This window comes from Pseudoalteromonas rubra, from assembly GCF_000238295.3.
GTDB classification, from domain to species: Bacteria; Pseudomonadota; Gammaproteobacteria; order Enterobacterales; family Alteromonadaceae; genus Pseudoalteromonas; species Pseudoalteromonas rubra.
Genome location: NZ_AHCD03000027.1, coordinates 418,881 through 444,336, shown reverse-complemented (window position 1 = coordinate 444,336; position 25,456 = coordinate 418,881). Strand labels below are relative to the sequence as shown.

Genomic DNA, 25,456 nt, shown 5'->3' with positions numbered 1-25,456 from the left:
CTCCTCACGGTCTCGATTACTTGCGGATTATCTTAACCGCTTTGTCCAGTACGCCGTTGACAAATTTGTGACTGTCTTCGGCACCAAACATTTTCGCCAGCTCAATCCCTTCGTTAATGGCGACTTTATAAGGGACGTCTTCGCGGAATTTTAACTCGTAAATGCTGACGCGTAATACGGCTTTTTCAACCATATCCAGATCATCAAATGGACGAGATAAATGCGGCGTCATCAATTCATCTAGCTGCTTGCAGTTCACTGCAACACCACGAGCCAGATCCTTGAAGTACTCTACATCAACCTTTGAAACGTCGTTTTCGATCAGCATTTGCTGCTCGATATCAGCAATGGGGTTGCCACTTAGCTGCCAAGAATATACTGCCTGAAGGGCAAGGACACGCGCCTTACGTCTAGCTGCTGGTTTCACTGAGATTCCTCTTAAATTTGCTCTAGCACGTTCACCATTTCTAGTGCACCAAGCGCGGCTTCGCCACCCTTATTGCCCATTTTGGTTCCCGCACGTTCGATGGCCTGCTCAATACTTTCGGTGGTTAATACACCAAAGGCAACCGGAATATCGTAGTCCAGAGACACGCTTGCCAGGCCTTTGTTAGACTCATTTGCAACCAGGTCGAAATGAGGCGTACCACCACGGATGATGACACCTAATGCAATGATGGCATCGTGTTCTTTCTTCATTGCAACACGTTTTGCCGCCAAAGGTAATTCTACCGCACCCGGTACATACACAACTGTGATGTCTTCATCCTTTACGCCACCTGTGCGCTTTAACTCATCAACCGCGCCTTCTAACAGGCTGCTGCCGATAAAGTCGTTAAAACGAGAGATGACAATGGCAAATTTCTTGCCTGGTGCGTATTTATTACCTTCGATGATTTTCATTAGATGATTCCTAATCTAGTATAAGCAATTGCCAAATTGAGGCGCATAATAGCATAGAAAAAGACGAAACGCCTACAGGGAAATCCCCAACAGGCGCTCGTGCTGTTATTCGTAAATTATTGAGGTTCGACGTAATCGACGACTTCTAAGTGGAAACCTGACAAGGCGTGATATTTTTTCGGTAAGCTCATCAGGCGCATTTTGCTGATCCCCAGATCAGCAAGAATTTGAGAGCCAACACCGACGGTTCTCGACGTGCCCTGGAATTTGCGATAGTTCGGCTTCTCTCCGGCGTCTTCTGCTGCAAACGCCTTAACCAGCTGTTCCAGATCTTCGGTTTTCTCTTGTTTGCCCAGGATAACCAACACGCCTTCATTGTTGGCGATGTATTTCATTGCCCCATGCAAGGTCCAGCTACGATCGGCACTGCGGTCAGAAAGCAGCGTATCATTGAATGTACTTTGCAAATGAACCCGAACTAATGTTGCCTCATCCGCACTGACTTCGCCCTTAAGCAATGCATAGTGCAACTGGTTATCTATGGTGTCTTTGTATGTGACCAGGTCAAACTCACCGTATTCAGTCGGTAATTTACACTGCGCGACCTTTTCAATTGTCGTCTCGTTAAGGTTACGATATTCGATTAAATCGGCAATGGTGCCAATTTTAATGTCATGCTCTTTCGCAAATACTTCCAGCTCAGGGCGTCTCGCCATGGTGCCATCCGGGTTGAGGATCTCAACAATCACAGAAGACGCTTCAAGACCGGCCAAGCGTGCTAAATCGCAACCTGCTTCAGTATGACCGGCGCGAGTCAAAACGCCACCAGGCTGTGCCATAATTGGAAAGATATGACCTGGCTGCACAATGTCTTCAGGCACCGCACCTTTGGCTACTGCCGCCTGCACGGTACGGGCACGATCAGCCGCTGAAATACCGGTTGTCACCCCTTTTGCAGCTTCTATCGACATAGTGAAGTTGGTTGAAAACTGAGCGCCGTTATTTTTAACCATCAGCGGTAAGTCAAGCTGCTGGCAACGTTCCTGCGTCATTGTCAGACAGATCAGGCCACGGCCATAAGTCGCCATAAAGTTAATTGCTTCTGGCGTGATATGCTCTGCCGCAATGATCAGATCGCCTTCATTTTCCCGGTCTTCATCATCCATCAGAATGACCATCTTACCGGCTTTGATGTCGTCGATGATTTCTTGTGCGCTGTTTAAGCTCATAATCTTTCCGTTAGTAAGTCGTAATTGGCAAGTTATTTAATAAACCCAGCTTTGGCGAGCAAGCTAGATGTGAGAGTTGATTGCTGCGTGGCAACCGGTTCACCCTGGATCAACCTTTCAAGATAACGAGCTATCTGATCCACTTCCAGGTTGAGTAAGGTTCCCACCTTAAAGTCGACAATAGTGGTTTCCTGTGCGGTGTGTGGCACTATCGTCAACTTGAATTTATCACCATCCAGGTCATTTACCGTCAGGCTTATGCCATCAATGGCCACGGAGCCTTTATAGGGGATGTATTTCATTAATTGTGCTGGCGCTTTGAGCCAGTAATCTGTGGCGCGTGCATTGGGCTGCACGGCGACGACCTCAGCAATGCCGTCGACGTGACCAGATACCAAATGGCCACCAAGACGTGAGATCGGTTGCAGGGCTTTTTCCAGGTTCACTTTTTGTCCAACCCGATATTCACCGAAACGGGTTAACTTCAGCGTTTCATTTGAAACGTCGGCACGAAAACCGTCAGCAAACTTCTCAACAACGGTCAGACACACTCCATTTGTGGCAATGCTATCGCCAAGTTGCACATCATTCATATCCAGTGTTGTGCTAGTAACTCGCACGCTGAGATCACCCTGTTTAAGCGTTAGCTCTGTCAATGTGCCCGTTGCTTCAATGATGCCTGTAAACATAATGTCTTACTTACCTTGTTGTTTGTGTGCCGTGACGCGAATGTCCGTCCCTATCGACACGACCTCTGCAATATGTAATTCGGTGATCTCACTCATCGACGCCAGCGGCGCGCTGTTGAACAAGTCTTTACCATGGGTGCCGATGATCTTAGGTGCCAGATAAATCAAATACTCATCAATCAAACTTTGTTGATGCATGGCACCCGCCAGTGTTGCACCGGCTTCCAGCCAGACTTGATTGATATTACGCTCAGCTAACGTACTCAGCGCTGCATGCAAGTCAATTTTACCTGCATGGGTAGTAATTTTAATTTGCTCTACGAAATGTGGCCAGTTGTGTTGATTATCAAGGTCTGAACGCAAAATAACGACAGGAGACGGGATTTTAAACAAAGCTAACTCAGGATGCAGACGGTTTTGCGAGTCAATAATCACCCGAATCGGTTGCCGCCATTGTTCAACGGGGCGCTCAATGTCCGCCAGCTCCTGTGCGCGCACATTAAGCCGGGCATCGTCGACCAGCACGGTGTCAGCGCCAGTTAAAATTGCGCAGCTTTGTGCGCGGCCAAGCTGAACATCTCGTCGTGCCGCTTCCCCGGTGATCCATTTACTTTCACCATTACCCAGTGCCGTTTTACCGTCCAGGCTTGCAGCCAATTTACAGATAACAAAAGGCAAGCCGTGTTCCATGCGCTTTAAAAACCCTTTGTTCAGTGCTCGAGCCTGTTGCTCCAGCAACCCGGAGGCTGTTTCTATCCCGGCCTCATTGAGCATCGCTAATCCCCGCCCGGCCACTTCAGGGTTAGGGTCAACCATGGCTGCGATGACTTTGCTTACGCCCGCTTCGATCAGGCCTTTTGCACACGGAGGGGTACGGCCGTAATGGCTGCAGGGCTCAAGTGTCACATAGGCTGTTGCACCTCGTGCACGCGCTTTCGCCTCACGCAGGGCATGTACTTCTGCATGTGGCTCTCCGGCGCGTAAATGAAACCCTTCACCGACAATCTCACCGTTATTTACGATCACGCAGCCTACATTCGGGTTGGGTGTGGTGGTAAAACGGCCTTGCTGAGCCAATTCAATGGCGCGTGCCATATAGGTCTGATCAGCCTGTGTAAAACTCATTCATCCCCCAAACGGGCAATTTCTTCACCAAACTCTTTTACATCTTCAAAACAACGATAAACCGACGCAAACCTGACATAAGCGACTTTATCGAGTTTTTTCAATGCTTCCATAATGCACTCACCCACCAACTGGCTGGGTACTTCACGCTCACCAGTCGCTCGTAACTGAGACTTGATCTGATGAACGACTTCTTCAATCTGCTCCGTACTCACCGGACGCTTCTCCAGCGCGCGATGTAACCCATTTTGTAACTTATCTTCGTTGAATGGCTCTCTGGAGCCATCTTGCTTGATGACTCTGGGCATAACCAACTCAGCACCTTCAAAGGTGGTAAAGCGCTCATGACACAAAATACACTCACGTCGCCTGCGGACCTGATGGCCCGAGCCAACTAATCGTGAATCAATCACTTTGGTTTCTTTTGCCGTACAAAATGGACAGTGCATAAAAGCTCACTATGAAAAACAGATAAAAACCCAAACTGCTTCAGTTATTTCAGAACGCACTTTGAGCCAATTGCTGCCAGTATATCAAGATAGTAGCATTCGATGCACATAAAAAAGGCCGCACTTAAGGCAGCCTTTTCTTATCTATTTCGGTAATCTTTCAGCTTTACGCGTAAACAGGTAGCTTAGCGCAGATTGCTTTAACCTTTTCTTTTACTTGTGCCTGTACCGCGTCATCTTCGATGTTATCAAGCACGTCACAGATCCAGCCTGCCAGCTCGCCCGCTTCAGCTTCTTTAAAGCCACGGCGTGTGATAGCTGGTGAACCAATACGCAGACCAGAAGTCACAAACGGAGAACGCGGATCGTTTGGTACAGAGTTCTTATTCACGGTGATGTTGGCACGACCTAGCGCAGCGTCAGCATCTTTACCAGTGATGTCTTTGTCGATCAGATCAAGCAGGAACAGGTGGTTGTCTGTCTTACCAGAGACCACTTTATAACCACGCTCCTGAAGTACCGCGACCATCGCCTGTGCATTTTTAACCACTTGTGTCTGGTATGCTTTGAACTCGTCTTGCAACGCTTCTTTGAATGCAACTGCTTTAGCTGCGATCACGTGACACAAAGGACCACCCTGACCACCCGGGAAAACCGCACTGTTCAGTTTTTTGTAGATATCCGCATCACCACATGCAGACAAGATCAAACCACCGCGAGGACCAGCCAGTGTTTTGTGTGTAGTCGTTGTCACAACGTGTGCGTGTGGGATTGGGCTTGGGTAGATACCCGCAGCAACCAGACCCGCTACGTGTGCCATATCAACCAGCAGGTAAGCACCGACTTTATCCGCAATCTCACGGAATTTAGCCCAGTCAACTATTCCTGAGTAAGCAGAGAAACCGCCGATGATCATTTTTGGCTTGTGCTCTAATGCCAGCGCTTCAACCTGTGCGTAGTCAATTTCGCCCGTTTCTTCATTCAGACCATACTGAATTGCATTGTAGGTTTTACCAGAAAAGTTCACGTGTGAACCGTGCGTCAGGTGACCACCATGCGCCAGGCTCATACCCAACACAGTGTCATGCGGCTGAAGCAGCGCCTGGAATACCGCAGCGTTAGCCTGAGAACCCGCGTGAGGCTGTACGTTTGCGTAATCACAACCAAACAATTCACAAGCACGGTCAATCGCCAGCTGCTCAACCACGTCAACGTGCTCACAGCCACCGTAGTAACGCTTACCCGGATAACCTTCAGCATATTTGTTAGTTAACTGCGACCCCTGAGCCTCTAGTACGCGTGGGCTACAGTAGTTTTCAGAAGCGATAAGCTCAATGTGCTCTTCCTGACGGGTGGTTTCCGACTGGATCGCTTGAAATAGTTCTGGGTCAAAATCTGCAATATTCATGTTACGTTCTAACATGGTGTCTCCTAGGTACACGTAAGATTGGTTTTTGAAGGCTTGATTGTACGCAAATTGCGGCCATTTGCCTATGAAATCGGTGTGAGCCTATTTAAACAAGGATTGAATTTATTTCACAGTGTTTGGGGGATGATATTTTTTTATTTAAACATTTATATTTTTTATTAAAAAGTTCACTTACATTTCAAATTGAAATCTACTAAATGCGCTTTGCTGGCGACGCACAGCACCGCCAGCAAAACAACAAGCAGACTGTTAACGCACCAAACGCGTCAAAATAGCCTGTTTGAGTGCTTCATAATCCGCGGACAAGGGCTCGGCCAAACACGGCTTTTCCAGCGCACTTGCGAGCGCTTCAGGCATCTCAATCGCCTGTTCCAGCACAGCTTCTACTGTTTCTCTGAATTTAGCAGGATGCGCCGTCGCCAGAAAAATACCGGTTTCTTCTGGCTGTCCATCCAACTGGAGCCCTTCGTAAGCGATGGCAGTATGCGGTTCTGTCACATAACCTCCTTTTGCAACCTGGCGCATGACTTCCTGCGTTCGCTCTTCCGACACTGAACGTGAATAAAACTCATACTTTGGAAAGTATCCACTATCCAACATAGATTCAACGCGAGGCCAATTATTAGGTTTGCTCACATCCATCGCATTAGAAATAGATTCCAAAGTCGCATTAGGTTGCCACTGGCCAGAGTCCAGGTAACGGGGCACAGTGTCATTTTGGTTGGTGGTTGCACTGAGGCGTTTTACAGGCAGCCCCAGCGCCGCGGCAATCATAGCCGCACACACATTGCCGAAATTACCGCTCGGTACGGAGACATGAACCTGTGCGCGTTCAGCCGCTGTGAGCTGGGCAAAGGCCTCGAAGTAATAACACACCTGGGCCAGCAGACGACTGATGTTGATTGAATTGGCTGAATTCAGCCCCAGCGTTTGTTTAACCTCATCATCTAAGAAAGCCTGTTTTACCAGTGCCTGACAGTCATCGAAGCTGCCCTCAACGGCATAACAATGAATATTTTCTCCCAGTGTGGTGAACAACTTTTGTTGCGCCAGCGAAATTTTACCCTGCGGATACAGGATCACCACGTCAACGCCGGGCATTTGATAAAACGCATGCGCAACGGCAGCGCCGGTGTCGCCACTGGTTGCAGTTAATATTGTCACCCGCTCGCCCTGACTAAACGCACCAATACATTGCGCCATAAATCGGCCACCGAAGTCTTTAAAGGCAAGCGTTGGCCCATGAAAGAGCTCCAGGCAATATTTATTTTCTTCAACTTGTACTAATTGGGCAGGAAAATCAAATGCCTGTTCGCACATGCTCTGCAAAGAATCGAGCGGTAGCTCATCTCCGATCAGATGTTTCAGAATCGCGGCACTGCGCTGCGCAAACGGTTGTGCCAGTAAAGCATCAACGCCTGTCAGTGGCACAAGCTCAGTTGGGAAAAACACCCCCTGATTACGGCCAAGACCTGTTTTTACCGCTTCAATAAAGGATACTGTCTGAGTATCATCTTTTAAGTTCACCAGTTTCATTCTACTCTCCTTCCTTTATTTCTCTTGTACCCTGTAGGTCTAATCGGCATATGTGACTGAAGCCATGTTCATTTAAATAGTGTTGTTGTAGCCATAGTTGGCATCGCTGTGCATCCTGATCGTTATCGCACAATGCCAGCAAGGTTGGCCCGGCGCCAGAAATACTGACCATCAGTGCACCTAATTCAGGCAAGCTTTGCTTGGCTTCTGCAAACCCTTTGATCAAAGGTGCTCTGGATGGCTCAGCAATCTCATCACGCATCAAGGTCACCGCTTTATCAAACTGATGCTGCGACATGAGCAATGTAAAGGCACTTAATCGCTGCGCAAATTCGACTGCATCGTGTGTCGCCAGCTGTTGCGGCAATACCGCTCTGGCCGCCGCCGTGTTTAGTGCAAAGCCAGGGTAAGCTACGACCAGTCGCCAGTTGTCATCGCTCGGTAAGCTCAGTGCCCTGTCCGGTATTAACTCGGCTGTCAGCTGCAACCCCCCTAAATAGCAAGGCGTGATATTGTCATAGTGGCGTGCGCCACTGACTTTTCCCTCAAAGTCAGCCATCAGCTCAATCATCTGCGTCTGAGACAACTGAGTCTGTGCAAAGGCATCCAGCGCTGCGAACGTCGCGACCACTGAACAGGCACTGGACCCAAGCCCCGAGCCAATTGGCAGACGTTTCTCCAACGTCAATTTCACCCCGGGCATAGTCGCAGCGACATGCTCCCTGAAATGGACCAGACATTGATAAGCCAGATTTTCCTCGGCTCCCGACGGTAATTTATCAGCATAAGGACCAATACATTCAAAACTGTCTTGTTCGGCTGCCTCAGCACTTACTACATCACCCAGCAAAGTGCCATCAAGCGGGGCTATCGCAGCGCCCAGTGAATCAAAACCGACACAAAAATTGCCGATGGATGCGGGTGCATAAAATCGTTTCATAACCACTCCTAGCGCGTCAGGGTTTTCAAGATATCAGCAAATACCCCGGCCGCGGTTACTTCCGCTCCGGCACCATAACCACGGATCACAAATGGTTTGGGCTGATAATACTGGCTTAATATGGCAAGCGCATTTTCACCATCTCGGATATCCGACAACGCATGTGAACGCTCTACCGCCTCAATACCCACCCGACAACGGCCATCTTGAATACTCCCCACATAGCGCAGTACTTTGCCCTCACTGGCTGCGCTTTGGATGCGATCTGCAAAGGCACCATCTTGTTGATGCAACTGCGCCATAAATTCATCCACTGAGCTACCCGCAGCAAAGTCAGCTGGCACAACTGGTTCCACTTCGATATCAGACAGCTCCAGTGCCAACCCGGACTCACGAGCAATAATAAGTAGCTTGCGTGCTACATCTGTACCTGACAGATCATCACGTGGATCAGGCTCTGTAAAGCCGCTCTGTTTTGCTTTCGCTGTAGCCTCGGACAAGCTCAGGCCATCTTCCAGCTCGCCAAAGATATAAGACAATGAGCCCGATAAAATACCACTGAAAGACAACAGCTCATCACCTGCACCAAATAACAGCTGAAGGTTGTCGAGTACCGGTAGCCCTGCCCCCACATTGGTTTCATATAAAAAGCGTCGGCCCTTTTGTTGCGCAACCTGTTTTAGCGCCTGGTAATAGTCGTAGTCACTGGTATTGGCTTTTTTATTAGCAGCAACAACATGGAAGCCCGCAGCCAGGAAGTCATGATACTGATCGGCCAGATGTTGAGACGAGCTGCAATCGACAATCACCGGATTGATCAGGTGATTCCGGCGCACAAACGACTCAAGCTCTGACAGCTCAAAGCCTTGCTGCGCATCGGCCAGCACCTGCTGCCAGTGCTCAAAAGGCACCCCTTGTTCATTCAGATAACAGCGTTTTGAATTCGCCACCCCATAGAGGTTGAGCTTGATATTACGCTCCGCCAGCCAACTTTGCTGGCGCTGTAACTGCGCGATCAGCTCAGTTCCCACTAAGCCACAGCCAAGCAAGAACACGTCAATTGAGGGAATATGGGTGAAAAAGTTTTCATGGCAAACCTTGACCGCATCCTGACAAAGCTCGCCCTGGATCACAGCAGAAATGGCACTTTCGGTAGAATCCTGAGCAATCGCCACAATATTGACCTGCGCCTGTGCCAAAGAGGCAAAAAACTTAGCGGCTAAGCCTTTGTGTGATTTCATGTTATCACCTACCAGGGTGACAATCGCCAGCGAACGACGTACCTGAATTGGCTCGATCAGATGAGCTTGCATCTCCAGTTCAAAAGCAGTTTGCAGTGCCTGCAATGCCAGTGACAAATCTTGTTCATGAACACAGAAGCTGATACTGAACTCACAAGAAGACTGGGTGATCAGAACAATCGATACATTGTCCTTCGCCAGCGCCGAGAAAACTCTGGCCGCCATGCCCACTTTCCCTTTCATGCCAGGTCCGGAGACTGTTAACATTGCCAGCTTATCGAGACTGGATAGCGCTTTAACCGGCTCGTCTCCCCCACCTTGTGCCGCGATCACAGATCCCGGTAGCTCAGGCGCGTGAGTATTTTTGATTTCGCATGGCACACCGGCTTTGGCACACGGCAAAATGGTTTTAGGATGCAAGACTTTAGCACCAAAATACGACAGCTCCATCGCCTCTTTATAGGACAGACGATTCACTTTGGTGGCCTTTTTAATCAGTCGGGGATCAGCACTGTATACCCCGTCCACATCAGTCCAGATCTGACAGACCTTGGCCTGAATGCACGCAGCAGCAATAGCGGCTGAATAATCCGACCCATTACGTCCGAGGGTCGTCAATTCACCAGCGCTATTACTGCCTGTAAATCCAGGCATGATGTAAAACTGTGCCGGCTGAGCCTGCAATTGCGCAACAAAGCGCTCGCGGCTGTCATCCAGTAAAGCTTCCGCATCCAGGTAAGCGTCATTTGTCGCAATACATGCGGTGGCATCGAGGTAATGGGCTTTATGCTTACTCAGCATCGCCACCATCAGCGCCACACTGACACGCTCACCAAAACTGATCACATAAGCCTGCACCGCATCCGGGCATTGCTTAAGGAGTTTTACACCCGCCAGTTTGTCTGCCAGCGCGGTAAAGTCGGGCCAATGCGCCACGTCACCAAATTCAGCTTCAACCTGCACTTTTAGCCCATTCAAACGCGCTGTCAGCGCCTGCCATTGATCACTAAAATTCTGTCCCTGACGTGCCAGTTCGCATAACTCAACCAGTTTATCTGTGACGCCTCCCGGTGCAGACAGCACCACTAAGGCTTCGTGGTTACCCTGCGTCAGGATAAGCTCACGAACTCGTTGCAGGCAGTCGTAATCGGCCAGCGATGATCCTCCAAACTTCAATACTTGCATGTTTATTTTCCTCATTCCAAAAACAAAAAAGGCCTGTGCTCGCAGTGAGCACAGGCCTTTTCGAATACGCACCGACCTATGCCACTATCCCGTTAGGATGGTGGTGGTAATAATGGTCGTGGTGTTAATAATCTTGTTCATAGACTTTAGACTGCCTGAACATTCGATAAACTGTCAAGCACAAAAACCTAATTCTCTCTGCAAAAAACTATGCAAAAAACTCAAGTTGTGTACAGCAACGTGCAAGGTTTATGTCAAATTTATGAATAATCTGATAAACAAAGCGACATAAACAGAAGTGGATATAAGAAGTGGTCGTTTAGCAATGACCCGATATTATCGGATCCCAAACTTACTGAGCGTTGCCTGCAGGGATTCTGGTTTCACCGGTTTTTCCAAAAATTCAAGCGCGCCCAGTTTAGCAACTCGTGTTTTCATTTCGTCCTGAATATCCGCCGAAATAACCACGACATACGTTTCAATCACCTGACGCTTGATCGCTTCTAGCACCCCGATACCATCTAACACAGGCATGGTCAGATCAAGACACAGTAAATCGATATGTCGTTCAGCCAGCACCTCCAATGCTTCACGCCCGTTACTGGCTTGGCAAATGTCAGCATCAATAATCCCATTGAGACAACGGATGACTTGTTTGCGGGCAACGACTGAATCGTCACAGACTAATACAGAGTAGCTCATAGAGTGAATTGTCAAATAATCTTTATTGTTCTGTTTTGGGATAAAGGTTATTGTTGTGGTTAAACTTATAACACAATAATCTCCATCCAGTAAGTGCCCGAGGAACAAATTCTTCGCGATATCAGATTGAGATTAATATTTATTTTTAGCACTTTATTGGCTAACTTTAAGTGTATTAAGCGCGCGGAAACTCGTTGTTAGGAGCAAAGAACACTTCATGCTGCAAAAAAGTCTGTCAAAGAAGCTGCTCACAAACGTCTTGTCGGTTTACTTTTTGCTCACCTTTGTCGTGACTTGTGGACAAGTGGTGGCCGAATATGTCAACACTAAGGACTATATTCGCAATGAGTTAACTATGCTGCAAAAAACCTTTAGTCGCAGCCTGACTCGCGCTATCTGGGAGCTCAACACCAAACAAACCGTCACCACCGCTGAGGGCTTGTTGGCCATACCTATGATCGAAGGGATCATAGTGCGTGACGATAGCGGCGAGATCATTTCTCAGCTGGGGCGCTCGCTCAACATTCATGAGTTATACAGCCAACAACTCGTACAAGAAGAAGCACTCATTGAGGATACGCCGTCAGGTCTGTTTGGCTACACCTTTCCACTGATCTTCGAGTTTTCCGGCAGAGCCACGCAAGTCGGTGATGTAACGCTGTTTTCAAGTCGAGAAGTCGTATTCAGCCGGATCATGATCTCTATTTATTTTCTGATTGGTAATGCGATGGTCAAAACCACCTTTTTGATTATCTTGTTCTTACTCGCTTTCAGAAAATTACTCACCGAACCACTCACCGATCTGACCGAGCAGATTGACGATTTTGAAATCGACAATGTTGATGGTCACAAAATAGACATTGATACCGCAGAGCGCAACGAGCTCAAGGTGATGGAAGAGGCCTTCAACAAACTCATTGATCGCATCGCGGACTATCGAAAAAAACTCGATCAGGCGCAAAAAGAGTTGTTAATAAGTAATGAAAAACTCGACCAGCACAATATTCAGTTGGAACAAGAGGTCGCACGCAAAACATCTAACCTGTCTCAGGCTATGATGGATCTGCAACAACAAAAATATGAGCTGGAGAAACAAAAGCTGACTCTGACAGAAGAGATCGATCTCAGACGTCAAACCGAAGAAGAGCTGCTGACCAAACAAAAAGAGCTGGAAAAGTATGTTGATGAGCTCAACATGGCACAGGAGCGTCTGGTTGGCTCAGAAAAAATGGCCGCACTGGGCGGCCTGGTCGCGGGGATCACGCACGACATCAATACCCCAGTCGGCATCGGTGTTACGGCAACCTCATTCCTGGAAGAACGCCTGCAAAGGCTGGAAACTGCATATCGAGATAAGACGCTTTCGCCCAAAGCGCTGGAAGAATTTATCAATGAAGCAAAACAAAGTACCAGCTTATTAACCACCAACCTAGATCGAGCGTCAGAGCTGGTCGCCAGCTTTAAACAAATTGCGGTTGATCAGGCCAGTGAGGCGGTACGTACTATCAACTTTAAACAGTACCTGGGCGAAGTTATCCGCTCATTACACCCCAAACTCAAAAAGACCGCACACATTGTCAACGTAGACTGCCCCGAAGAGTTAACCCTGCACCTGCCCGCAGGGGCCATCAGCCAGATATTCACTAATCTGATTATGAACTCCCTGATCCATGGTTTTGAAGGCGTTGCGCAAGGCACCATAGACATTGAGATAAGAGAAGAAAATAACGATGTCTTTATCGTCTACAAAGACAACGGTAAAGGCGTTAGCAAAGCGCAGCTTGAAAAACTGTTTGACCCTTTCTTCACCACCAAGCGTGAACAAGGCGGCAGTGGTCTGGGCACACACATTACTTTTAACCTGGTTAAGCAGACCCTGAATGGCGACATTGAAGTCAATTCAGAAGAAGGAAGAGGACTAACTTACTATATTAGGTTCCCTAAAGAACTACAGAAGAACATCGCAATGTTCAGTTAATGAACGCCTGTATCAACAAGGCGAAATATCTGCGCTGAGTCTTTGCCCGAGGGTATGTCGGTTTGCTATGATGCGGGTCGATTTTACTCTTCGGAACCTGTTCTATGTGGTTTAGCAATCTTATCTGTTACCGTTTTAAACAAGACGTCTCCTATGCTCAGGAAGACTTTGAAGCAGCACTGGAGCACGACGTATTTCGTCCGTGCGGTAGCCAGGACATGAGCACCTTTGGCTGGACCAAAGCCCTTGGCAAACATGGCCAGACCCTGAGCCACTTTTCTCAGCACTGTATTCTGGTTTGTGCCAAACGGGAAGAAAAAGTCCTGCCTGCGTCTGTGATCAATGAAATGGTTGCGGAAAAGATCGAGTCGATCGAGCAAGAAGAGAATCGTCCGGTCAAGAAAAAAGAAAAAGACGAAATTAAAGAAAATATCACTGCAACTTTGTTGCCTCAAGCATTCAAAAAGTCCAGCCTGCAATTTGCGTTTATCGACCAGAAAAATGGCTGGTTAATCGTCAACAGTGCCAGCTTTAATAAAGCGGAGGAATTGACCGCGTTACTGAGAAAATCCCTCGGCACCTTGCCTATCGTCCCCGCCTTTGCAAATTATGATTTGGATCTGTTCCTGACTGACTGGCTCACCAAATTCGAAGTCCCTGAAGGGTTTGCAATCGGCTCAGATGCCGAATTACAAGAAGCCGATGACAATGGCGCACAGGTTAAACTTAAACAGCATGACCTGGCCGGTGACGAGATAAAACTGCACCTGGAACATGGTAAGCGCGTAACGAAGCTGGGTATGGACTGGCGTGAACGCGTGCAGTTTACCCTGCAAAATGATGGCTCAATCAAGCGCCTGAGTTTCAGCGACACACTGAAAGAGCAAAATGCCGACATCCCTAAAGAAGACATGGCGGTCAAGCTCGATGCAGACTTCATTCTGGTCTCTGAAGAAATCAAAGAGCTGCTTGAAGAGCTGTCACAAGGGCTCGGCGATCAGGACGATCTGTAACGTCTGAGAGGCGGGGCTAAACGCTCCGCCACTTCACTTTCGCAATTACGAAAATGCCGCTTTAATATCGTTCAGCATGTCCTGATAGGCATCATCATAAAACATATCCACTGACCCCAGCACGCCCTTCTCTTCGTAGACATGCAGTGCCGCGGCCTTATCAGACACTTGCAATATGCCTTCAACAATGGCGCCGACACGGATAAAGTCCACATAACAAACATGCCCGGGTTTATAGTTTGGATTAGCCCAACTTTCAGCAACTTCAACAAACTCTTCCGTGAACCCCCATTCACGCATAATGGCACCCCCTATGCGACCACCGAGCTTTTGGATCGCATGCGCTAAAAAGCTCGGGTTGGCGAAGACTTCAGGGTGATTTTCAGCTTCAGTCAGGATAGGAAGTACCCCGATATTGAACACCAGTGACGCCAGCGTAATGGTGTCTTTATTGAGCGAGGTATGTTTGTTAATGCGCAGATAAAAGTCCATCGTGGTGATGGCCTGACAGGCCACTTTCAGCGTCTTCTGCCAGGCTTTATCCATATACGTTTTGATGAGCTTATTTTGCGAAACAAACAGCTGCTCCATCGCCATAGCTGTGGCGACATTTTTGACCTGACGCAAACCTATCCGGGTGACGGCCTGATTAAGAGTGTTAACTTTTACAGTACGGCCCAGAAATGCACTGTTGGCCACTTTAATCATACGTGCCGCCAATGCGGGATCATGAGAAATCACCTCGGACATTTGCATCAAATTAACTTCCGGGTCATCCGCAGCCTGCCGGACCCTTACAGCAATTTCAGGCAAGGTAGGTAGTACCAGGGTATCATTATTTATTTTATCAATCAGAATCGTCAACAAGGCATTTTCAGTAGACATATTGGTTCAATCCTCGAATTTATTGGCCTCTGGAGCGCAGCAACTGCCTGTGGCGCTGGGCAATGTGCTGTTCATGTTATTAGTATTGTCTAACTTAAAGAGTAAGTTAAGAAAAGTATAAAAATTATTCGTGATAGACAAAAAATTCCAACGCGCTGAGTAAAATAAAATATTCAGCGACTTTGTGCCGCAACAGCAGCAAGTTGCAGCCAATTCATGTAAGGTATAGCACCGAAATAATAATAGGGATCCCTGCTGGCAGCTATGTTCTGAGCGGCCTCAATGCAGTAAAGGTCCGACTAACACTCCAAATGAAGGAAAAATGATGAAACGCGCACTCTTATCCACGGCGGTCATGCTGGCCTGTGGCATGCTGCTCAGTGGCTGTTCTGAGCCACAGCAACCCAAGACTGAAAGTCAGGCACAACAAAGCGCAACACACAGCGGCTATCAGCTACAAGACCTGTCGCCAGAGCGACTGGATATCTATACCCAGGTCACCCTGAATAGCGACTTGTCTCACCTCAATGACAACCAGAAGAAAATGCTGGGGTTATTGATTGATGCGTCTAAAATCATGGATGAGTTGTTTTGGAAACAAGCATTTGGCATGAATAAAACGGAGTTTCTGGCCAATATTCAGGACCCGAAGGTACGCCAGTTCGCTGATATTAACTATGGTCCCTGGGACCGCCTGAATGGTGACAAAGTCTTCCTCAGTGGCTTTAACGCCAAAGCACCCGGCGCAGAGTTCTACCCTGGCGACATCAGTAAAGACGAACTTAATCAGGCGGATGTAAAAGACAAAGCGGGTTTGTACTCTTTAATAAAACGCGATGCGCAAGGCCAACTGTATAGTGTTCCCTACTCCGAAGCCTACCAGAACGAATTAAACACGGCCGCACAGCTATTGCGCGATGCCAGCAAACTGGCAGTGGATAAGCAGTTTTCCAAATACTTAAATTTACGTGCAGACGCGCTGGTAAATAACAGTTACCAAACCTCTGACTTCGCCTGGATGGATATGAAAAATAACCCCATCGACGTGGTGATTGGTCCCATCGAAACCTACGAAGATCAGCTCTTTGGTTATCGTACTGCGTTCGAATCTTATGTCCTGGTCAAAGACATGGCCTGGAGTGAACGTCTGGCAAAATTTGCCGCTTTCTTGCCTGAACTACAACAGGGCCTACCGGTCGATGAACAGTACAAGCAGGAAGTGCCTGGTTCAGATGCCGACCTCAATGCGTACGATGTCATTTACTATGCTGGCCATTCTAATGCCGGGAGTAAAACCATTGCCATTAACCTGCCGAACGATGAAGAAGTGCAACTCCAAAAGGGCACGCGTCGTCTGCAGTTGAAAAATGCAATGCAAGCCAAGTTCGACAAGATCCTGGTACCCATTGCTGAGCAGTTAATTGTCCCGACACAACGTAAGCATATTACCTTTGATGCCTTTTTTGCCAACACCATGTTCCACGAAGTAGCGCATGGTCTGGGCATTAAAAACACCATTACAGGCAAAGGCACGGTGCGTCAGTCACTGCAAGAGCATGCCAGCGCACTGGAAGAAGGCAAAGCCGATATTCTGGGCCTGTATATGGTTGAGCAACTGCTGAAAAAAGGCGAGATCACAGAAGGCACGCTGGAAGACTATTATGTCACCTTTATGGCCGGAATTTTCCGCTCTGTGCGCTTTGGCGCATCCAGCGCCCATGGTAAAGCCAACATGATCCGGTTTAATTTCTTCAAACAGGAAGGCGCATTTTCAAAAAATGCGGATGGCCTTTATGCTGTGGATATGGAGAAAATGGGGGCAGCGATGGAAAAGCTGTCTAACCTGATCCTGACCCTGCAAGGCGATGGTGACTACCAAAAAGTCGATCAGTTACTGGCGACCCATGGCGATATCAAGGCAGAGCTTCAGGCCGATCTGGACAAGCTGGCGGCAGCCAATATTCCGGTTGATGTCACCTTTAAACAAGGCAAAGCCGTATTGGGCTTGTAATATCCCAATACACAATCAGGTAGATAAACAGGCGCTCAGATATCCAGCGCCTGTTTTATTTCGGCTATTTGCTGATCACTGTATGGGATTGGTGGCAGTTGGCCCCACACAGGCTTTGGCCAGGCTGCATCATGCTCAAAACGCGCAATATGATGAACGTGCAGCTGAGGCACCATGTTTCCCAGCGCAGCCACATTCAATTTGTGTGGATTAAATACGGATTTAATTAGGTGACTTAACTGAGCAGACTCCTGCCAAAACAGCTGTTGCTGATCTGCACTGAGATCAATGATCTCACGCATGCCAGATATACGTGGCACCAGTATAAACCAGGGGTACTGGCTGTCGTTCAGTAATAGCAGTTTACACAATGGCCAGTCGGCCAGTTCAATACAATCGTGCACCAATTCCGGCGCCAGTTGAAATCTGCTCATTGGTCTTTTCAAGTTCATTATTGATGGGCTCACTGTAACTAACTTGCCACATAAAATCGACCCGATACGACGACGTTTTTGTCTGTCACCACACCCATCGGATTTGTTTGCCATCGGGATTTACAGTCTTTAACATCGGGTTCTCAATCCAACATTACACAATTATAAAGGTGACTCTGTGCGCAATTTGCTATCTTATGCCGCGCTTGCCACCGGTTTGCTGGCCACCAGCCAGTTTACTGTGGCCCAGCCGCTGACGCTGGAACGTATTTTCGATGACCCCTCTTTGGCAGGTAAGGCCCCTGTTAACCTTAAGTTTTCGCCCGATGGTACTCGGGTAACCTACCTGCAGGGCAAAGTAGACGACTACAACCGCTACGATCTGTGGGAATACAATATTAAGGCCGACACAAACCGTCTGCTGGTCGATTCCCAGGCCTTATTCTCTGGTCCTGAAACCTTGTCAGATGAAGAAAAGGCGCGCCGTGAAAGACAGCGTATATTTGGTCGCGGGATCCTCGAATACAAATGGTCTAAAGATGGTAAAGCACTGCTCTTCCCACTCAATGGTGACCTTTACTATTATGAGCTCAGCTCAGGTAAAAGCCGCAAACTGACCGATACCGAAGCCTTTGAAACCGATGCCCGCTTCTCGCCTAAAGGCAACTACGTGTCCTTTATACGAGAGCAAGACCTGTATGCTCTGGAGCTCGCAACCGGCAAAGAGATCCGCCTGAGTAAAGACGGTGGTGGCGTGATTAAAAATGGCATGGCAGAGTTCGTTGCACAGGAAGAAATGAGCCGTATGACTGGCTACTGGTGGGCCGGGGATGAAAGCAAAATTGCCTTCACCCGCATCGATGAAAGTCCGGTACAAGAAGCCATCCGCAACGAAATTTATGCCGATGAAGTCAAACTGTTTAACCAACGCTACCCGTTTACCGGCACGGATAATGTCCGCATCGATCTGGGGGTGGTCACCCTGAATGATCAGAAAGTGAACTGGATTGACCTGGGTAAAGAAAAAGACATCTACATTGCCCGAGCGAAATGGCTGGAAGATGACACCACCTTGTCATATCAGTGGCAAAACCGTGCTCAGCAAAAGCTGGAATTAAGATTCTACAACGCCGACAGCAAACAACAACGCGTCGCTCTGACAGAGATCAGCGACACCTGGATCAATCTGCATTTTGACCTGCATTTTTTAAAAGACAAAAAGCACTTCATCTGGGCCTCAGAGCGCGATGGCTATAAGCACCTGTATTTGTATCGCACCAGCGGCCAACTGGTTCGTCAGCTGACTCAGGGTGACTGGATTGTCGAAAAGCTTCAGGGCGTGGATGAGAAAAAGGGCCTGATCTACTTCTCTGGCCGCAAAGACACCCCACTGGAAAGCCACTTGTATGCGGTCCCATTATTCAAAAAAGGCAACATTGAGCGGATCACACAAGCCGGAGCCTACCACAAAGTGGTGATGGCAGAAGACAACCGCACTTTTATCGACAGCAAATCGTCCGTAAATCAACCTACATCGGTTTCATTGCGCAAAGCCAATGGCGAATTCATTACCTGGCTGGAACAAAATAAGCTCGATGACCAGCATCCGCTGACACCTTTCCTGAATGATTTGTCGACACCAGAGTATGGCACCCTGAAAGCGGCAGATGGGCAATTGATGCACTACCGTTTGTTTAAGCCTAAGCAGCTTAAAAAAGGCAAGAAATACCCTGTGATCGTCAATGTTTATGGTGGCCCGCATGCACAGCGTGTTACTAATAGCTGGCGCAGTAAAAACCTTTATTTCCAGTATATGGTGCAGCAAGGTTACATCGTCTTCCAGCTGGACAACCGTGGTTCATACAACCGAGGCAAACGCTTTGAAGACCCTATTTACAAGCACTTAGGTGAAGTGGAAGTCGCGGATCAGATCCGTGGTGTGGAATTCTTACGCACACTGGATTATGTCGACCCTTCGCGCATCGGGATTTATGGCCACAGCTACGGCGGTTATATGGCACTGATGACCATGTTCAAAGCAGGTGATTACTTTACCGCAGGCGTATCTGGTGCGCCAGTAACAGACTGGGCACTGTATGACACGCATTACACTGAACGTTACCTGGGACATCCACAAACCAATGCGAAAGGCTACGAGCAAAGCGCAGTGTTCCCCTACACAGACGGTCTGAAGGGCCCGCTGATGATCTATCACGGCATGGCGGACGACAACGTGTTGTTTACCCATGCGACGAAGCTGTTCAAACAGTTACAGGATGAAGCAAAGCCTTTTGAAATGATGACCTACCCGGGCTCTAAACACAGCCTGCGTGGTAAGAAGGTGCAGACGCATCTGCATCAGACCATCACCAACTTCTTTAATCGTCACTTTGACGTGAAGTAACACGCAGGCACGGGCCATCGCTGGCCCGTGTCACCTATACGCACAAACACTCCCTGACACTATTCGACAAATAGCTAATTGCCTTACGCTTTCCTCAGTAAATATATTATTCATTTGATTTAGAACAAGTTTTACCTCTTACTTTGTTGCAAAATACGCAACCATAGCTGATTCAGTGCACAATCTTGTGCTTTAAAAAGGAGTAGGTGCAATGGCATTTTTAAGACAGTTCACCATATTTGGCCGCCTTGCTATGCTGGTGGGCGTCGTCGTACTTGGCCTGAGCGCACTGGGCATAATGAATTTGCAGCAGCAATATCAGGCACTGAGTGAACAGCAATACGAAAAAACCAAGAACCTGGTTGAAACAGCCCATAGTCTGATCGCCCACTTTCATCAGGCACAGCTCAACGGCACACTCAGCGAAAGCCAGGCCAAAAGCGCCGCTCTGAGCGCACTGAAAGACCTAAGATACGATGAAAGCAATTACTTTTGGGTCAATGATCATTACCCTCGCATGGTAATGCACCCGTTTAAGCCCCAACTCAATGGCCAGTCACTGCGCGATAGTAAAGACCCTGACGGGGTCGCGCTGTTTCAGGAAATGGTGGCCGTTGTTAACAGCCAGGGTGATGGCTTTGTGCCATACAAATGGCCCAAACCCGGCAAATCTGCACCCGTCGACAAAATTTCTTATGTAAAAGGCTTTGCCCCGTGGCAGTGGATCTTAGGTTCCGGGGTGTATCTCGACAATATCGATGAGCAATTTGCTCAACTGCGTAATCAGATGCTGTTCAATATCGTCGCACTGCTCATCGTGCTAATAATTCTGAGCTTTATCATCAGCAATAGTGTATTACAGCCGATGCGAGCAGCAGCCGACATGATGCGAGACATTTCCCAGGGTGAAGGCGACCTGACACAGCAACTAGATGAGCATGGCCGTGATGAGATCTCACGCCTGTCTCGTTTTTTTAATGCCTATACAACTAAAATGCGCCGCTCGATTACCTCGGTCGCGGGCAATGCCGCTGAAGTAGAGGCGTTGGCCGATCGCGTAGATGACACGGGCGAGGTAAACCTAGAATACATTGAACGCCAAAATGACAGCAGTCGCCAGGTCGCAACGGCCGTTGAGCAAATGAGTGCTCAAATCAAAGAGATCAGCCAGCATGCTGAGGCTGCAGAGCAGGCTGCCGGAGATGCAATGCGCACCAGTGAAACCGGCAAAACTACCATCAGTGCCACAATCAGTGCCATAGGTACGCTATCAGACACCATTGAAGAGGTCAGTGTGGTGACGCAGGCGCTGGCAGAAGAGAGCCAGCATATTGGCTCAGTGCTGGACGTGATCCGGGGTATTTCGGAGCAGACCAACCTGCTCGCACTGAATGCCGCCATAGAAGCTGCCCGAGCCGGGGAGCAGGGTCGCGGGTTTGCAGTCGTGGCCGACGAAGTACGTACACTGGCAAGTCGTACCGGACAGAGTACCGATGAGATCCAGACCATGATTGAAAAGTTACAAAAAGGCGCTCAGGCCGCTGTTGATGCCGTGCAAAACAGTCAACGTCTTTCTGCCAACACGGTGAGTCAGGTCCATGAGGCTGAGCAGGCATTGAGTGAAATTGAACGTCTGATCACCGTCATCCTGGAAATGAACGGCCTGATCGCACGAGCGACGGATGAACAAAGCAGTGCGGCTGCCGATGTAAATGTACGAATTAGCGATCTGTCGGACGCCACCCACCATTCACTCGACACCACCCAAACCTTGTCCCAGGCCAGCAAAGAGCTCAAACAGGCAAGCCATCAGCTTGCCCAGATTGTAGAGGGCTTTAAAGTTTAGCGACAGTAGCGCACAAACAAACTGCTGACGGTGGCGGCAGTTGGCTTACCATGTTGCCAGTCACCTCCTTCCACACCACTGCCCGCGATATCCATGTGGACATAAGGCAGTGGTAAGTCAGACTCACAGCCGTGCTTGTCCAGTCCACCAACGATAGCCAGGAAGGCCATTGGGAACTGGTGACCGCGCGCAGTAACAGCCGACGGAGCATTGTTGCTCGACAAAACATCATCCGCCAGAGTACGTGGCTGCACGAAATCGTAATCTTCACGACGGCTGCGCGATACCTCAGCACAATCAGCCCACAGATCACCGATATCAGCAAGCTGACGAGATACCTGCTGTGCACGTGCCGGGCCGTTTTCAACATAAGCACTGTAAGGCCCCATCGCTCGGGCGGCGTGTCCGGTTAGAGTAGCCACCGTAAACAGCTCAGGATTCACTTCCTCAGTAGCCATATCTTTAAGCTCACTCAACAAATCTCCCATTGCAAGACGGCCTTCCGCATCCGTGTTACCAATACGCACTTTCACGCCTTCACGCGTGGTGATGATCTCATCCGGAACGAAGCAATCAGAGCCAATCGAGTTACGCACCACAGCCAGGTACGCAATCACTTTCACGCCTTTAGGCTGGAAGTCTGCGACAGACTTCATAAAGCCAGCGACTGAAGCAGCACCACCTTTGTCACGGCTCATGCCCGCCATAAACCCGCCAACTTTCAGGTCGGCACCACCGGTGTCATAAACCAGACCCTTACCAACAAACATCAACGTGCGCTCAATGTCTCCTTGCGGCGTATAGACCAGCTTAACAACACGCGGGTGATGACGCTCTACCGCATAAGATGCGCGCGCAACGGTGCCCAGCATAGGGTAGTCTTTGTCTATGGTGGCAGGATCTGACACGACTTCAACGCTGACACTCGTATCCTTAAACAGCTCAACACAGTAATCTGCAAACTTAGGGGGGGCCATGCGCTCAGGCTCCGTACCACACAGGTCCCGGGCTGCATACTGACCAGCTGCCATAGCGTTTAGCTGACGACATTGCTCTTCAGAAGCCCCCAATAGTGCAATAGATTCAACAGGTTCAATCGCTGGTCCACGATATTCACGGGCTTCCAGAGGTTGCCACAGCGCCTGACACGCTCCCAGGTACGCTACTTCAAGAGCATTCTGATAACGCGCATCGCCAGGTACCCCAGCCACCATCAATACCGGCTTAACCGCACCGGCTGCTTTGGCTTCCAGCACAGCGGCTTTACCCGCTTCAAAAAAACGTCGCACGTCATCGTAGTCACGGTTAAGCGGGCCTGTTGGTGACACTATCAGACGCTTGCCCGGTACACCTTCAGCTAACAGCAAGCTGGCTTTGCTGTGCAATCGTGCGTCAACCGCAAGATAAGGGGCTGCCGCACTGTTTAGTGCCGCAGCAGAAAGATCTGACACATCGGAAGTGACGACGATAACAGCATCGGCGTCCTGAACTTGCCAGTCACTGACCGGCAGAGCGAGAGGAAAAGACATATAATCAGCCCTTGGTTATTAAAATGCTGGGCTGATTATCGGTTATTTGTCCGCAAGAGCCAATACCATCGGGGTAATTGCCGGGACATAACATAACGCGCGCCAACGTATGACACACTGACACGCCCTGTTGAGACGCAAAGCAACCGTTAATCCGACTGCGATACTGCGCTGCTGTCTTTTTGTAATTTTAGCTTACTGACCACAGACCAGGCTTCCAGCATCACCAATACACTAACAACCAGGACCACAATATCCAGGCCCACCAGCAACCAGTTACCCTGCTCATAATATTCACCCAGCTTGATCAGCCCGGCAAAAAAGGCCATCAGAATCACAAACATCATCGGGATCAGTGTGAATTTTGCCGGACGACCCAGCTTCATCAGATACACAGAGATCACCAGCAAGGTCAGGCTGGCTAGAATTTGGTTGGTCGAACCAAACAGGGGCCAAATGATCATACCGCCGCTACCCGACGCACCGCCCGCACCAAATGCCAGCAGTAAACAGCAACCTACTGCAACCAGGGTTGCAAGCACACCGTTTTTCAGGGCATTAAGTTGATAAATTTCACCCCATTCCTGGATAATATAACGCTGCAAACGCACGCCAGAATCCATGGTAGTACCGGCAAACAACACCACCATTACCGCAAGCAGAGTTGATGCGATCTCCACCGACAGCCCCCAGCCATTGCTGATCAGGTTTGCCCCGCCCTGGATAAATGCGCCGACACTGCCCGCACCGAGGTGACTGTAAATTTCGTGCCATTCTTCAGGTGACACTGCCAGCATGACGCCACTCACGGCCACCAGCGTGATCAATGCCAATGAGCCCTCACCCACGGCCCCCAAGTAACCGACAAAGCGGCCATCGGTTTCTTTATCCAGCTGTTTCGAACTGGTACCAGACGATACAATGCCATGGAAACCAGAAACGGCGCCACACGCAATGGTAACAAACAATAAAGGAATGATGCTTGGCGTATCGATCGCAGTTTGCGTATTAAAGGCAGGTGCCGTGATATCCGGCATCACCACAAATACTGCACCATACAGCAAAACCAGCCCCACCAGCAGCTGCATGCCATTAATAAAATCGCGCGGTTGTAACAACATCCAGACAGGTAATAAAGACGCCACAGCCGCATAAATAAACAGAATAATAATCCAATTGGCTTTATCGGCCAGCCCAAACAATTCGCTGGGCAGCGCCAGTGGCATACCCGACCCCACATAAATGCTGGCGTAAAGAATGGCGACCCCAATCACACACAAGGGCACCAGTGGCACCTGACGTTTAAGTAACTGGCCAATCACCAGCGCCACTAAGATGGCGGCCCAGGCAGGAAACACAGCACTGGGGTTAGCCACGAAGGAATTGGCAATAACGACCCCAAATACGGCATTTACCATCAACAGTACCAGGAAAACCACAATCATAAACAATGAACGCGTGCGTGTACCTATAACAGTTTCTGACAGCGCCCCCATCGACTTGCCTTTGTGACGCGCACTGGCCCACAATGCGCCCATATCATGCACACCCGCAAAAAAGATGGTACCAAACACCACCCATAAAACCGCGGGAACCCAGCCCCAGTAGACGGCAATGGCTGGGCCAACAATAGGCGCTGCCCCTGCTACGGATGTAAAATGATGTCCCCAGAGCACCACTTTGTTAGTCGGTACATAATCTACCCCGTCATTTAACTCATGCGCCGGTGTGACGAACTTATCGTCCATTTTAAATATTTTTTCGGCGATGAATTTTGAGTAGACAAACCAGCCAAACAGCATACCAAGTATGCCAAACAGCACGATCATGATTGACTGCATTGTATTCCCCCTGTTGTCCTGTTGTTGTTCTTGATGTCCGCTAAATATGAGTTTGTTATTGCCCATGCAATTCAGCCATATTACAAT

Annotated in this window: 20 protein-coding genes; 5 read left to right on the top strand and 15 right to left on the bottom strand. The window is 48.9% G+C overall.

Annotation, left to right across the window (positions count from 1 at the left end; genetic code table 11):
- Positions 1-16: 16 nt before the first annotated feature.
- From nusB to PRUB_RS06270, 11 genes are all read right to left on the bottom strand, one after another.
- Complete coding sequence (gene nusB, locus PRUB_RS06320; RefSeq protein WP_010382792.1) at positions 17-427, bottom strand: transcription antitermination factor NusB; 411 nt, start codon at positions 425-427, stop codon at positions 17-19.
- A gap of 11 nt (positions 428-438) precedes the next feature.
- Positions 439-903 carry a 6,7-dimethyl-8-ribityllumazine synthase gene (gene ribH / locus PRUB_RS06315; protein WP_010382793.1) on the bottom strand — a complete coding sequence of 155 codons (465 nt, stop codon included), beginning with the start codon at positions 901-903 and terminating at the stop codon, positions 439-441.
- A 116-nt stretch (positions 904-1,019) separates the two neighbouring features.
- Positions 1,020-2,132 carry a bifunctional 3,4-dihydroxy-2-butanone-4-phosphate synthase/GTP cyclohydrolase II gene (gene ribBA / locus PRUB_RS06310; protein ID WP_010382794.1) on the bottom strand — a complete coding sequence of 371 codons (1,113 nt, stop codon included), beginning with the start codon at positions 2,130-2,132 and terminating at the stop codon, positions 1,020-1,022.
- Positions 2,133-2,164: 32 nt separating this feature from the next.
- The gene (locus PRUB_RS06305; protein WP_010382796.1) at positions 2,165-2,821 is read right to left on the bottom strand and encodes a riboflavin synthase; all 657 of its coding nucleotides are present in this window, start codon (positions 2,819-2,821) and stop codon (positions 2,165-2,167) included.
- Positions 2,822-2,827: 6 nt separating this feature from the next.
- Positions 2,828-3,946 (bottom strand): bifunctional diaminohydroxyphosphoribosylaminopyrimidine deaminase/5-amino-6-(5-phosphoribosylamino)uracil reductase RibD, encoded by a 1,119-nt coding sequence (gene ribD / locus PRUB_RS06300; protein ID WP_010382798.1) that lies wholly within the window; start codon positions 3,944-3,946, stop codon positions 2,828-2,830.
- A complete protein-coding gene (gene nrdR / locus PRUB_RS06295) occupies positions 3,943-4,395 on the bottom strand; it encodes a transcriptional regulator NrdR (protein ID WP_010382799.1) in 453 nt (150 codons plus the stop codon). Before nrdR ends, ribD begins: the two co-directional genes overlap by 4 nt.
- A 166-nt stretch (positions 4,396-4,561) precedes the next feature.
- Positions 4,562-5,818 (bottom strand): serine hydroxymethyltransferase, encoded by a 1,257-nt coding sequence (glyA, locus tag PRUB_RS06290; protein WP_010382800.1) that lies wholly within the window; start codon positions 5,816-5,818, stop codon positions 4,562-4,564.
- Between the two features lie 255 nt (positions 5,819-6,073).
- On the bottom strand, positions 6,074-7,360 hold the full coding sequence (gene thrC, locus PRUB_RS06285) for a threonine synthase (RefSeq protein ID WP_010382801.1): 1,287 nt from the start codon (positions 7,358-7,360) through the stop codon (positions 6,074-6,076).
- 1 nt (position 7,361) lies between these two features.
- Complete coding sequence (thrB, locus tag PRUB_RS06280) at positions 7,362-8,300, bottom strand: homoserine kinase (RefSeq protein WP_010382802.1); 939 nt, start codon at positions 8,298-8,300, stop codon at positions 7,362-7,364.
- 8 nt (positions 8,301-8,308) lie between these two features.
- Positions 8,309-10,726 carry a bifunctional aspartate kinase/homoserine dehydrogenase I gene (gene thrA / locus PRUB_RS06275; protein ID WP_010382803.1) on the bottom strand — a complete coding sequence of 806 codons (2,418 nt, stop codon included), beginning with the start codon at positions 10,724-10,726 and terminating at the stop codon, positions 8,309-8,311.
- A 336-nt stretch (positions 10,727-11,062) separates the two neighbouring features.
- Positions 11,063-11,428: a response regulator gene (locus tag PRUB_RS06270; RefSeq protein WP_010382804.1), complete on the bottom strand. Its 366-nt coding sequence runs from the start codon at positions 11,426-11,428 to the stop codon at positions 11,063-11,065.
- 217 nt (positions 11,429-11,645) lie between these two features.
- Between PRUB_RS06270 and PRUB_RS06265 the strand changes: the two genes are divergently transcribed.
- Positions 11,646-13,406 carry a sensor histidine kinase gene (locus tag PRUB_RS06265; protein WP_010382805.1) on the top strand — a complete coding sequence of 587 codons (1,761 nt, stop codon included), beginning with the start codon at positions 11,646-11,648 and terminating at the stop codon, positions 13,404-13,406.
- A 104-nt stretch (positions 13,407-13,510) separates the two neighbouring features.
- Positions 13,511-14,419 (top strand): recombination-associated protein RdgC, encoded by a 909-nt coding sequence (rdgC, locus tag PRUB_RS06260; protein WP_010382806.1) that lies wholly within the window; start codon positions 13,511-13,513, stop codon positions 14,417-14,419.
- A gap of 45 nt (positions 14,420-14,464) precedes the next feature.
- On the opposite strand, the gene PRUB_RS06255 is transcribed toward rdgC, so the two are convergent.
- A complete protein-coding gene (locus tag PRUB_RS06255) occupies positions 14,465-15,304 on the bottom strand; it encodes an HDOD domain-containing protein (RefSeq protein ID WP_010382808.1) in 840 nt (279 codons plus the stop codon).
- Between the two features lie 325 nt (positions 15,305-15,629).
- Between PRUB_RS06255 and PRUB_RS06250 the strand changes: the two genes are divergently transcribed.
- A complete protein-coding gene (locus tag PRUB_RS06250; RefSeq protein ID WP_010382809.1) occupies positions 15,630-17,315 on the top strand; it encodes a dipeptidyl-peptidase 3 family protein in 1,686 nt (561 codons plus the stop codon).
- 35 nt (positions 17,316-17,350) lie between these two features.
- On the opposite strand, the gene PRUB_RS06245 is transcribed toward PRUB_RS06250, so the two are convergent.
- On the bottom strand, positions 17,351-17,749 hold the full coding sequence (locus PRUB_RS06245) for an HIT domain-containing protein (RefSeq protein WP_010382810.1): 399 nt from the start codon (positions 17,747-17,749) through the stop codon (positions 17,351-17,353).
- Between the two features lie 187 nt (positions 17,750-17,936).
- On the opposite strand from PRUB_RS06245, the gene PRUB_RS06240 reads away from it, so the two are divergent.
- Together PRUB_RS06240 and PRUB_RS06235 are read left to right on the top strand one after the other, a co-directional pair.
- Positions 17,937-20,153: a S9 family peptidase gene (locus PRUB_RS06240; protein WP_052026471.1), complete on the top strand. Its 2,217-nt coding sequence runs from the start codon at positions 17,937-17,939 to the stop codon at positions 20,151-20,153.
- 211 nt (positions 20,154-20,364) lie between these two features.
- Complete coding sequence (locus PRUB_RS06235) at positions 20,365-21,999, top strand: methyl-accepting chemotaxis protein (RefSeq protein WP_010382812.1); 1,635 nt, start codon at positions 20,365-20,367, stop codon at positions 21,997-21,999.
- Here the strand turns inward: PRUB_RS06235 and PRUB_RS06230 are convergent.
- Both PRUB_RS06230 and PRUB_RS06225 read right to left on the bottom strand, forming a co-directional pair.
- Complete coding sequence (locus PRUB_RS06230; protein ID WP_010382813.1) at positions 21,996-23,528, bottom strand: M17 family metallopeptidase; 1,533 nt, start codon at positions 23,526-23,528, stop codon at positions 21,996-21,998. The two genes, PRUB_RS06235 and PRUB_RS06230, sit on opposite strands and share 4 nt — an antisense overlap.
- A 149-nt stretch (positions 23,529-23,677) precedes the next feature.
- Positions 23,678-25,369, bottom strand: coding sequence for a carbon starvation CstA family protein (locus tag PRUB_RS06225; protein WP_010382815.1), 1,692 nt, complete (start codon positions 25,367-25,369; stop codon positions 23,678-23,680).
- Between the last annotated feature and the right edge of the window lie 87 nt (positions 25,370-25,456).